General features: G+C 42.8%; 7 protein-coding genes. 2 read left to right on the forward strand and 5 right to left on the reverse strand.

What is annotated here, in order from left to right; all coding sequences use genetic code 11:
• Nucleotides 1-70: 70 nt before the first annotated feature.
• From ACHFIY_RS06190 to ACHFIY_RS06210, 5 genes are all read right to left on the reverse strand, one after another.
• Entirely contained in the window at nucleotides 71-1,072 is a 1,002-nt protein-coding gene (locus ACHFIY_RS06190) for a PorP/SprF family type IX secretion system membrane protein (protein ID WP_410845195.1), read from the reverse strand.
• 211 nt (nucleotides 1,073-1,283) lie between these two features.
• The gene (locus ACHFIY_RS06195) at nucleotides 1,284-5,720 is read right to left on the reverse strand and encodes an Ig-like domain-containing protein (protein WP_410845196.1); all 4,437 of its coding nucleotides are present in this window, start codon (nucleotides 5,718-5,720) and stop codon (nucleotides 1,284-1,286) included.
• A gap of 407 nt (nucleotides 5,721-6,127) precedes the next feature.
• On the reverse strand, nucleotides 6,128-6,742 hold the full coding sequence (locus ACHFIY_RS06200) for an HAD family hydrolase (RefSeq protein ID WP_410845197.1): 615 nt from the start codon (nucleotides 6,740-6,742) through the stop codon (nucleotides 6,128-6,130).
• Nucleotides 6,743-6,867: 125 nt separating this feature from the next.
• On the reverse strand, nucleotides 6,868-7,602 hold the full coding sequence (locus tag ACHFIY_RS06205) for a LytR/AlgR family response regulator transcription factor (RefSeq protein WP_410845198.1): 735 nt from the start codon (nucleotides 7,600-7,602) through the stop codon (nucleotides 6,868-6,870).
• A 108-nt stretch (nucleotides 7,603-7,710) separates the two neighbouring features.
• On the reverse strand, nucleotides 7,711-8,748 hold the full coding sequence (locus ACHFIY_RS06210; protein ID WP_410845199.1) for a sensor histidine kinase: 1,038 nt from the start codon (nucleotides 8,746-8,748) through the stop codon (nucleotides 7,711-7,713).
• Nucleotides 8,749-9,966: 1,218 nt separating this feature from the next.
• Here ACHFIY_RS06210 and dxs point away from each other — a divergent pair.
• Both dxs and ACHFIY_RS06220 read left to right on the forward strand, forming a co-directional pair.
• Nucleotides 9,967-11,898: a 1-deoxy-D-xylulose-5-phosphate synthase gene (gene dxs / locus ACHFIY_RS06215; RefSeq protein ID WP_410845200.1), complete on the forward strand. Its 1,932-nt coding sequence runs from the start codon at nucleotides 9,967-9,969 to the stop codon at nucleotides 11,896-11,898.
• Between the two features lie 137 nt (nucleotides 11,899-12,035).
• Nucleotides 12,036-12,671, forward strand: coding sequence for a hypothetical protein (locus ACHFIY_RS06220; RefSeq protein WP_410845201.1), 636 nt, complete (start codon nucleotides 12,036-12,038; stop codon nucleotides 12,669-12,671).
• Nucleotides 12,672-12,726 lie beyond the last annotated feature (55 nt).

Consider the following 12,726-nt stretch of genomic DNA (forward strand, 5'->3'; position numbering starts at 1 on the left):
CATTTTACCATGAATGGACACTAATATGTTTTATTCGTGCCTATTCGTGCATTCGTGGCAAAATAGACAATTAAAAATACCTCGGGCTTTTAATCCTGCTGGCATCTTTTTTACCGGGGAACAATAAACCCAAAGAAATTTCATGCGAGCCTGATTGGTAATTGGATAGCCCACTGGTAATAAAATCGTAAGAATACCCAACCCGCAAATTTTCCGTTGCAAAAAATTCCATCATCAGGCTCACAGCCCCACTTTTACTCAACCCAGGATTCACGGCTTCTTTTTTCCACAAATCTGCTGCCGTCCTATACGATGCGCCTACCCATAGTTTTTCTGAAAGCAAGGCCAGCAGGTTTAGGTCTATGCTGGTGGGCCCATGAAAATCTTCCTTTACTAGCAAGGATGGTTTTAGTTTTACATTGTCAGACAGTTTTACCAATCCCCCAAAACTAAGGTACATGTGTGCAGCTTTTTTTTCTGTTGCCACCAAAGTACCATTGCTCAGGTATATACTCCTGTCGGCATACAAAGAAAATAAATCCATGAAAGCCAGCCCTGCAAATAACTTAGGCGTGTAATAATAAACCCCCATCCTCGCATCGGGCTTTATGGCGCTTAGCGTGCCAGTGGGTATGCTAGGGTCGCCTTGGTCGGTAGCTACCAAAGCATTGCCATCTAAGCTGTACTGGTTAGCACCAAATGCCAGGCCAATAGAAAGCCTTTTGGTATCGTCATTGTCTAGCTGAATACGGTAGGCATAGGAAGCAAACAAAGAAATGGTTTTTTGCGGCCCCAGCTGGTCCCAAGCTATTTGCCCACCTAAACCAGATTTTTTAGAATCTCCTTTCAGCAGACCGTCCATGGACACAGCACCAGACTGCGGCGCCCCTGGGAAACTTACCCATTGCTTGCGGTAAACCGCATTGAAATATAAATCTTCCTTATAGCCAGCATACGCCGGGTTCACGCTTAGCCCGTTGAACACATACTGGCTAAACTGTATATCCTGCTGTGCCTGCGCCTGCTTTATGCACAGGATGATAAAAAATGTGATTAGTATCTTTTGTTTCATACGATTTATTATTTTCATCTCACCACATAGGCACATAGCCACATAGCAAAAATTACGAAATATATAATAGCCTTATTGAGATAAAGGTCAACATAGACTTTTCTAAATTGCTGTTTCTTTACAAAGATTATCTTATTTTATAACCTATGTTGACCTTTTTCTTCTTTTTCTATGTGCCTATTTTGCCTATGTGGTGAATACCAAATACCCTTTATTTCAACAACATCACCCACCCTTTTCTTACATCGAAGCCACCCGTAGGCAGTTTTACTTTCAGCACATAAAAATAAGTACCCGTTGCCAAGCCCCTTCCATCCCAATCGTTTCTATAATCATGGGAGGTATATACCAGATTGTCCCACCGGTTAAAGATTGACAATTCGCTATTGGGGTATTTGCTTAACCCTGTTATAAAAAAAGCCTCATTCAGTCCATCACCATTTGGGGTAATTACATTTGGGATAGCAATTGAGTAGGCATATACGGTCACCTGTGTTAAAGATGCATGGTTATTCGTCAAGTCAGGGTCTGGCTCGTTGGAAGTAACAGAAGCCGTATTGTTCAGCACGCTGCCACTGTCCACAACAGCCGTAAACGTAAGGGTTACTAACTGACTGGCAGATAAGTTGCCAATGTTCCATGCCAACGCCCTAGTTGCGGCATTATAGGTGGCAGTCCCAGTGTTGACGGTAATGCTCCTTACATTACTTAAATTAGTAGCAAGCGTATCCGTGGCCAAAACGCCTGTTGCATTGTCTGGCCCATAATTAGTAACGGTGATAGAAAAACTAACCGTTTCGCCAATTGATATTATATCTTTTGTAGTTAATTCTTTTGTTATGCCAATATCTGCTTTTATCACTACTAGCGGCGAAACAGTTACTACTACTGTGATGGGTGCAGAAACCAAGCCATCAGGGGTGGTCAAGATATAAGTATAGGTATCCACGCCTGTATAACCCACATTGGGGGTATAAGTAACCGTGCCATTTGAATTTGCCACCACAGTGCCATTGGCTGGTTGGGAAGCTATTTTCACGGTGCTGCCTATGCCGCTACCGCCATCGTTTTTTATAACGGCCGTTGTTACAGGCGTGCCAACTATTGTAGAATCCACATCGTTCACGCCAACAGGTTTTACAAAGAAAACTGCCGTGATAGGTGTAGACACGCCACCGCCTGCATTGGTAAGTGTATAGGTAATGCTGTCTTTCCCCGTAAAGTCAGTAGCTGGCGTATAGGTTACCGTGCCGTTCGTATTTATTGTAACCGTTCCATGCTTTGGTGTTGAAGCTATTTTTACCGTGTCGGTAGCAGCATCTTTGCCATCATTTGCTTTTACGATAGTGGTAAGCGGGAAATTAATAAAAGTACTGTCCAAGTCATTTACCCCGGTAGGCCTTATGGCAATCGTTGGTATAGCTGCATGGTTATTGGTGGTGTCGGGTTCTGGCTCATTGCCCTTTGCCCATGCCATATTGTTCACGGCTGTGCCGCCATTAATATGGGCGGTAAACGTAAGGGTATCTGTTTTATTTACCGATAGGCCGCCAATATTCCAGACAATATTTTTTACAGTTGCGTTATAAGTTGCAGTAGTGCCAGCAGGGGCTATAATATTGGTGGCATCGCCAAGGTTTGCAGACAGCGTGTCAGCAGCCACAACACCAGTGGCATCATCAGGGCCCTTGTTGATAACTATTAGCCTAAAAATAATATCCTGCCCTGTAACCAATGGTGGAGGGGTTACCAATGTTTTGGCAATGACTATATCTACTTTCTTTATGATGTTATTGATAACGGTAACCGTAACCTTGATAGGTGCAGATACCACCCCATCTGGCGTAGTAAGACTATAGTAAAAGCTATCTTTGCCTAAGTAGCCTAGTGCAGGTGTATAAGTAGCAATGCCCGTAGCTGGGTTTATGCTAACAGTGCCATTTAAGGGGCTGGCTACAATGCCTACTGTGCAGTTGCCGCCTTGTGCACTGTCGTTATTTTTTACAGTAATGGGTATTGGGGTGTTTATAGGTGTGGTATCTATATCTGGCACGCCCACTGGTTTTACAGAAACATTCACCGTGATGGGGGAAGATGTGGTACCATCTGGGTTGGTCAACGTATAAGTATAAACATCCTTGCCCGTAAAGCCAGGGGCTGGTATATAGGTTACAGTTCCGCCGGGGTTAACCACCGTTGTTCCATGTGTCGGCCCCACAGCAATTTTCACGGTGTCTTTTACAGCACCTGTGCCGTCATTCGCTTTTATAGGCGTAGTAACAGGCGTATTGATTAAAGTGCTATCTATATCGTTTATGCCAGTAGGTTTTACTGGCACGGTTGCTATTACCACACGGTTATTAGTGGTATCGGGGTCTGGCTCATTCCCATGCACAGATGCAGCATTGTTTACATTATTGCCACTATCAACCGTTGTAGTAAACGTAAGGGTTACATTACGGGAAGCAGCGAGGTTGCCAATATTCCAATTGAGCTTTTTAGTGGAAGGGTCATAGCTGGGCGAGCCTGTTGCCGTAACTATATTAGAAACTGCACCCAAGTTTGCCGCCAATGTATCCAAGGCTATTACCCCTGTTGCATCATTCGGACCAAGATTGAACACAGTAAGCCGGAACATGATGGTTTGCCCAGAGGTTAAAGGCGGCAGCGTTATCAAATCTTTAGTGATAGATAAATCTGCTCGTTTAGTAACCGTTATATATACTGTAACTGGTGCAGAAACAACACCATCGGGTGTACTAAGCGTATAAGTAAATGTGTCTTTGCCAACAAAATCTTTACTGGGTATATAAGTAACCACGCCTGTGGCTGTGTTTACAAAAGCAGTGCCATTGGCTGGATTCACCACAATGCCTACTGTGGTGTTTACGCCTTGTGCGCTATCGTTGTTTTTTACATTGATATTAATAGGCGTATTTAGCGGTGCAATGGTAGTATCATTTACGCCAACAGGCTTCACAGTGATAAACACATTGATAGGCGTAGAAACCAACCCCGATGGCGACGTCAACGTATAGGTATAAGAATCCTTACCCGTAAACCCTGGCAGGGGCGTATAGGTTACCGTGCCATCGGCATTCACGATTACCGTGCCGTTTAATGGCGAGCTGGCAATGCTTACTGTGGCAGTAACTGCATTTACAACATCATTGCTTTTTACAATGGTTGTAACAGGTTTGTTAATAGGTGTGCTGTCAATATCATTCGTGCCTACTGGCCGGGTTGGCGAACCAGTTGTAATGTCTTTTAGCTTATAATCTTCTGCCTCGCCATCTAGGGCTGGGGCAGTGCTGCGCTCATCTAAATTTATTGTTGCAGCATTATCAATTAAAGGGGTAGTAGTAATCCTGAAACGGGCAAAAGTAGGCCCAGCTTTGATAGAAGACCCAAAATTGTTGTAGAAAAATATGAGCGAGTCAGTCAGGTTGCTGGCACCGGCAGGCACAGTGATAGTAGCCGCTTCATTTGCCGTGAAACGGCCATCTCCATTAAAATCTATCCAGCCATACAAAGTGGCAGGAACTGCCTGCCTGTTTGTTACCGTAATGTAGCAAGTTATATTACTCGCATTGTTTACCTGTATAGTAGGCTGCGTGCTTAGCTTAAACCCATCTTCGTCTGCATTTCTTGTAATATCATCTGTATTGGCACTAGGGCTATGTGGGGGCGTGCCATCGGCATCTGTTTTGGTTTTGGCAGTATTACCCCCCATATATACCTTGGCATTAGCCGATATCCCAATTTTAGCAACCGCCACGGCAGTATAAGTGCCATCTGACATCAAAACTTGGTTGGTGTAAGTAATGGAGTCGCCAATGTAATGCCCCGCATCGCCAAAAGAAGCAGGCGCATCGCCAAAATCAAATGGCAGTAATAAGCCTACGCCCACGGCAGTATAGCCCCTCCCTTTTGTTTCTACATTCAGCAGTTGATGCGCACCTTTTGCATACATCACTGCCTGCATGGGCAAGTCGCCCGTTTCGCCCGGGGGCAAATTAAGGGATACCTGAAAATCTTTCCCCCCATTGCCAATAATAAGTTGGTATTCCGTGGAGTCGTGCCTAGGGTAAAAATCGTTCCGCAAATCTAGCAAGTGCCAAGATGCACCATTGTCTGCAAGGGTTGCTTTTATATATTCACTTTCTGCCAGTGATTCGCCATCGGCTACTGCCATGCCAGGGTAAGCAATACTTTTCCATGCACCGTTAATAAACATCTGCATATCAACACTCACGTCAAACGCAATCGTTGACCTGTAGAGAGAATCCCGCAGCCCAGTGCCCACCATGCCAGGGTACAAATATTTGCTGAACCCAAAAGCACTAAAATCGTCTGTTTTCAAGAAACTGCCTGCAGGACTAATATTGCTTAGGTTAGCGATAACCTTTATGCCTGGCGATAACAACCATACATACTGCCCCTCGGTAATGGTAAAGCTATCTGCATCGGCAGGGCGGCTGGAGAGGCCGTTATTCCAATTGAGCCAAAATATTTCTTTTTGCAAAGATCCTGTGCCCGTGCCATCTGCATAGTTCTGGGCATATAGCTGGCTGCCTGCGGCAAACAATACGAGGAAAAGGATTTTTTTTATTTTAATAATTGGAAAATATAATAAGCTATGCTTCATTGAGCCGGATTTATGGTTAATGCAAAGGCGGGGTGCAGGTAAGCTCCCTTACAAATATCAATTTGTGAAATTATAAAGCAGCAAGGTTACTACCAATTAATTTCTCACAAAAAAGTAAAGCGCCTTTTGACAACTAATATACTACCTATTTTCTACCCCGGCAAATATGCCAGCAAACAGGCTGCGAGCCAACCCCTTGAATGAGGGGGATTTTTATACCATTAACCAAATGAAATAGAATAATTACAAACAATGGTGTCAGGTTTATTCCTGTTGAGCTACACCTTCCCTATCATTTCAAATATTCCATTGGGCGTGCCCAAAAAATCGGTTGCTTCATGCTTCGCAAGACGTAAAGGGACTACTTGTAGAGGCGTATGCAATACACCCCTACAAGATTTGAATATTTACAAATCCAAGTCCAAAAGCGTTTGTGGTGCAACCAAGTGGATGGTTTGCAGCCCTATTGCTTTAGCGGCTTCAATGTTTTTAATCGTGTCGTCAATGAACAGTGTGGAAGCTATGTCTAGCTGCTGCTCGTCAATAATGTGCATGAAAGAATTTGCGTAAGGCTTACGCAATCCCATTTGCTGCGAGTAATAGGCTTTTATAAAATGTTGGTTAAAGTCGTTCACGCCCAAGTCCCGCTCATAAATCTCCATGAAAGCATCGTAGTGTATCTGGTTAGTGTTGGAAAACAAATAAACATTGTATTTATTCTTTATCGTTTTTAACCATTCAATCCTTTCTGTTGGAAACGATATGAGCATGGCGTTCCATGCTTTTTGTATTTCGAGATTGCTTATTTGCGAATTGGTGGCTTGGCGAAAGGCATTGTAAAACGCTTCTGGGGTAATCAACCCTTTCTCCAAATCTTCAAAAAGCGCATCGGCATGGTGCTGCGTGAAAAAATCATCGAACCCATCAATGCCATATTCCAAGAACAATTCTTTTGTAAGTTGGAAATTTAGTTGCAGGAAAACGCCCCCCAAATCGAAAATAATATTTTTTATTGCCGCCATGCGGCAAATATAATGAGTTAGCCACTAAGGCACAAAAACACAAAGAAGCACTAAGGTAAGTTACTATTCACCAAAGAAGCAAAGTGGAAACAACTCCTAATTCCTAATTTATAACTCATAATTCCTCACAGGCTCATCATTTCTTTAAACTTCACTGTTTGCCTCCGGCTTATTTCTATGCGGTCGCCGCCTTTCAGGTCCACTAGTAGGCCGCCATTAAAGTAAGGCTCTATTTTTTCTATCCAGCGTAGGTTGATGATATGTTTGCGGTTTGCCCTGAAAAACATGCGTTCGTCCAACCTTTCCTCCAGTGCATTCAATGATTTTAGTATAAGGGGTTTGTTGGTGCCAAAAAATACTTTTGCATAGTTGCCCACGCTTTCAAACAGGCGTATTTCGCCCAACTTTACAAACCAGCACCTTTCGCCGTCTTTTACAAAAACTTGGTCATTTTCTTGCAGCAGCCCACGGTTTACCCCGGCAATCGCTTCCGTTTTTTCCTTGTTCAGCTCCTCTTGAAGTTTTGCTAGCGCGTCAAAAAGCCGCTTAGGCTCTATTGGTTTCAACAAATAATCCAATGCGTTTACCTCAAAAGCCCTTATCGCATACTCGTCATACGCAGTAGTAAAAATAACTTTAGGTGCCTTGTCTATTTCAGACAAAAGGTCAAACCCCGTTTTGCCAGGCATTTGTATATCCAGGAAAATAAGGTCGGGGTTGTGCTGTTCTATTTTTTCCAGCCCCTCGTCCACATTTGCAGCCTCATCTACTATTTCAATATCCGTATGCTCCAGCAATAGTTTTTTTAGCTCGTTGCGTGCCAACCTTTCATCGTCAATAATAATTGCTGTAATTGCCATAGTATTTTTATTTTAGTCATTAGTCATTAGTCATTAGTCATTAGTCATTAGTCGTAAGTCGTCAGCATAAATTGTTTTTACTTACGACTTACCACTTATGACTAACTACTAAAGCGGTATCGACACCTTTGCCTGTACCATATTATCAGTAGTCTCTTTCAGTTTAAAAATAGCTTCTTTGCCATATAAAAGGTTCAGCCTATTCACCGTGCTTGTAATGCCAAAACCCTCTGTGTCGTTATTTTCCTGCAAATGCCCTGTGTTCTGCACAATCATTTCGTGGTGATGGTTGCAAAATTTAGAAATTATTTTGATACTGCCACCATGCTTCAGTTTGCCTATGCCATGTTTCAAGGCATTTTCTACCAAAGTTTGCAGCATCATCGGCGGCACAGGCAGGTCCAGCGTGTTTTCGTCTATGCTATACTCTACGGCCAGCCTGTCTTCAAACCTTATTTTTTCCAAGGCCAAATAGTCTTTTACTATATTCAATTCCCTTTCCATCGGTGCCAGCTCCAGCTTTTCTGCTTGCATACTGCTACGAAGTATATTGCTCAGTTGGGTAATGGCTGTCCTCGCGCTTTCTGGGTTTTCATCTACCAATGCCCGGATGCTGTTAAGTGCATTAAAAATAAAATGAGGGTTTATGTGCGATTTAATGGTTTTTAGTTCCAAGTCTTTTACTAGGCTTTCCAACCGTATTTTATCAAACTCACTATTGTTGTTTATTTCTATGTAATGCCATAAATAATAAAAACTAGTCCATGCAACCGTGGTCGTGCTATCAGATATAAAGTTAAACAAGGTTCGCTGTGGCAAACTCATGACCCTGTCGTGTGGGTAAAAGTCCATGAACACGATAAAAGTAGTGTCTGCAATGCTATATAAAAAAGATGTTACAGCTACAACTGTTAGCAGCACCCACCAGCTCCGCTTGCTAAGCGGTGTGGCAAGATGTAACTTTTTAATAAGCATACGCAATAAAAGCGTGAACAGGAACCCAAAGACCACACAGGAAATCAACATCCCAAACCTGATCCTAATCATGCTTTGGTCTGCCGTGAGGGCAAACAGCATCTTTAAAAAACCATAGGATAACCAACCACCTATCTGGCAGTACCAATAAATACGTGTCTTATTTTTCATACTGAATACAACATGAAATTGTAATTGCTTTGAGTATAATAATTTTTAAGATTAAGCTTGCAGTGTTTAAACAAGACCACTTTGGTTTTGTTTGCAAGCAGGGTTTAATTAATTGGTAAATATAAAATATACTTTAAGGCTGTTGCTAGCCAAAGTTGACTAATGGCAAATAGTGGCAGGTATTTGGCATTATATAGCCGATAATGAAAGAAGCAATCATTTGGCAAAGAAGGATTTAGCCAATTTGGTAAGAATAAAAGTGTCAGTTCCTATTTGTGCATTGGCGGATTGGTTGTTTAGTTAGTTTATCGCAGTTTTTAGAAGCTAGGCGAAAAAAATTATACCGCGTTTGATAATCTTATTTTTCTAGCGGTTGAAGTACCAGTAACTGCTAGGAAAAAAGCCTTAAAGCACTGTCTATTTCACATCAGTTGGTAAAAATTTAATTAAAAAAGCATTAGCAAAGGATTATTGCAGCCGTTTTTTTATAAACGCATTGCTCCTTGCGGTAAGTAGAATGGCAACAATTAATAAGCTATCAGCGTTTTCCTTGTAAAAAACCATGAATGAAAATATGGGTTAAACAAGCATCCTATATGGGGGAAATTTTGGATGCTCATGGGGGGATATTTCCCCCATATAGGATTTTTATTTTGGGCTATATACATATTCATGCCAATTTTACAGTAAAGGAGGTAGGAGCATCTTGGCCTTGCCTCTCGCATCGGATGTTAGTTGGCTTAGGAAAATGATAATCCACCATCAAAATCTTATCAGTTTATTATCAATACATTATCGTTTTCCTATTAATAAACTATCATTCCATTATCAATAAATTATCATAAAATTCACTTAAATTATAATAAAAAATGAGGCTAAAAAAAGCATAAACAACTGAATATCAATTAGTTGCATGAATAAAAGGGCAGTAGCAAAAAAAAATAAACCACCGAAAAACAAGAAATAACCCATTTCAAACCCGGATTTTTTTCTTGCATCCTTTCCCTTGTTCTTGCTCCCCTCTCCCTTTTGATAGGGTTGGGGTGAGGTTGGCCTTGGGTGAGGCTGAAAGGCTTGTGTGGCTATTAACATCAATTATGTATGTTGCTGAAAAATAAAAAAGGGCAATAAAAAGCGAAGATTTGAAATGCACCCAATTTAAGCCACTATACAACAATTGAGCAACAAATTCGTTATTTTTACAAAAATAAGGCTTCAATGGAAATTGTACCGGGCGTATTACTAAAGGATATTAACTCACCTGCCGACCTAAAAAGGATAAGCAAAAAAGAACTGCACAAAGTATGTGACGAGCTTCGCCAATACATTATTGACGTGGTAAGCATACATGGCGGTCACTTTGCGGCAAGCCTTGGCGTGGTGGAGCTTTCGGTAGCCTTGCACTATGTGTACAATACCCCTTACGACCAACTGGTGTGGGACGTGGGCCACCAGGCTTATGGGCATAAAATACTCACCGGCCGCCGGGAAAGCTTTGTTACCAACAGGAAATACGGTGGTCTCAGTGGCTTCCCTAAACGTTCCGAAAGCGAGTACGATACTTTTGGTGTAGGGCATTCTTCTACCTCTATATCGGCTGCATTGGGCATGGCAATGGCGGCCAAATACAAAAAAGAAGACAGAAAAAGCATTGCCGTTATTGGCGATGGCAGCATGACTGCTGGCATGGCTTTCGAGGCCATGAACCATGCGGGCGTGGCAGACAGCGACGTGCTAATTATTTTGAACGACAACTGCATGAGCATAGACCCCAACGTGGGCGCATTGAAAGAATACCTGACAGATATTGTTGTTTCGCCTACATATAACAAGCTGAAAGCAGATGTTTGGAAAATAATGGGTAAACTGCCTGTGGGCAAAAGCGTTAGCCGGGCAATGGCACACAAAGTAGCCGATAGCGTAAAAAGCATGGTAAGCAGCAGCGGCAATTTGTTCGAGGCACTAAAGCTCCGCTATTTTGGCCCTATTGATGGGCACAATATCACCAAACTGGTTGACACCCTGAACGACCTGAAAAAAATACCCGGCCCCAAGATTTTGCATATAGTAACCGTAAAAGGCAAAGGCTACGACTTGGCAGAAAAAGACCAGACCAAATGGCACGCCCCAGGCTTGTTTGATAAAATAACTGGCGAAATTGTAAAAACCACCTACAACAGCCCACAGCCGCCCAAATATCAGGATGTGTTTGGGCTTACGATGATAGAACTGGCTGAAATGAACGACAAGGTAATGGGCGTAACCCCTGCCATGCCAAGCGGCTCTTCTTTGAAATTCATGATGGAAAAAATGCCCCACCGTGCTTTTGATGTGGGCATTTGCGAGCAACATGCAGTAACACTTAGCGCAGGGCTTGCAACGCAAGGGCTAAGGGTTTTCTGTAACATCTATTCTTCTTTCATGCAGCGTTCTTTTGATCAAGCTGTGCATGACGTGGCTATACAAAAACTGCCTGTGGTATTTTGCTTAGACAGGGCTGGCTTGGTAGGAGAGGATGGCCCCACGCACCACGGCTGCTACGACATTGCTTTTTTCCGCTGCATACCAAACATGATATTGGCAGCCCCGATGAATGAGCAGGAGCTACGCAACCTGATGTACACGGCGCAGCTGGAAACAACTAAGCACCCCTTCGTTATCCGCTACCCCCGCGGCACAGGCGTGATGCCAGAATGGAAAACAACATTTGAAGCGATAGAAATAGGCAAGGGCAGGAAGCTAAAAGATGGTAAAGACGTGGCTATTTTAAGCTATGGGCATCCTGGCAATTTTGCAAAAGCTGCCATCAGGACACTTCGTTCCGAAGGCATAGACCCCGCACATTACGATATGCGCTTTGTAAAACCATTAGACGAAGCAATGCTGCATGAAGTATTCACAAAGTTCGACAAAGTAGTAACCGTTGAAGATGGTACTATTGTTGGCGGTTTTGGCAGTGCCATACTAGAATTTATGGCCGCCAACCAATACAAGGCACAGGTAACCATACTAGGCATACCCGACAGGCTAGTAGAGCATGGCTCGCTAAAAGAACTATACAAAGAATGCGGCTACGATGCCCCTGCCATTGCCGAAGCCATAAGGGTGTTGGTGGGTGATAAAGTAAAAGCTTTTAATTATGAATTATAAGTTATGAATTATGAGTTAAAACAACGTTTATGCTAATTTATAACTCATAATTCATAAATCTTTTTTCCTTTTTTTAACAACCAAAGTCCATTACATATCCTTCTTGATTAGGTACTGTTTTATGTAAATAACCCTACATGAAAAAAATACTATCCGTATTCCTAGTTGGCTTTATTGCCCTGTCTTCTTTTGCGCAGCAAAAACAAACCGATTCAATTACTGCCGATGGGCAGAAATTAATACAATTCCTTGATGGCACCAATGTAGAAAGCCTATGGGCTAGGGGGTGGCATGTAAATTGGGAAACGGGCGTATCAACAACCCCCTCTAGAAACAGCCATTCTACGCATTGCAGTGCCTTTGCAGCTTCCGTTGCCAAGCAGATGGGTTTTTACCTGCTTAGGCCACCAGAACACGGGCAAAATTTATTAGCCAATGCACAGTTCGATTGGCTGCAAACGGACGAAGCCGCAAAAAATGGATGGGAAAAAGTTGCAACAGGCTGGGATGCGCAAAGCCTTGCCAACCATGGATACTTGGTGCTAGTCGTTTATAAAAACAACGATGAGGCCAGGCCGGGGCATATAGCCGTTGTTCGCCCGGCTGTAAAAACAGAAATGAAAATAACGGAAGAAGGCACGCAGGTAACGCAAGCAGGCGGGCACAACTATTATTCCATCTCCTTGAAAACGGGTTTTGGTAACCATCCTGATGCATGGCCTAATGGGGTTGTTTTTTATAAGCATAGCGTAGATTGGCAGGCTATTAAATGAGGAGGGTAGGGATTAGGAAATCCCGCCAATCTGTTTAGGCTATATGCTCTGCGGA

The sequence above is a fragment of the Parasediminibacterium schistidii genome (genome assembly GCF_046546515.1).
Classification (GTDB): domain Bacteria; phylum Bacteroidota; class Bacteroidia; order Chitinophagales; family Chitinophagaceae; genus Parasediminibacterium.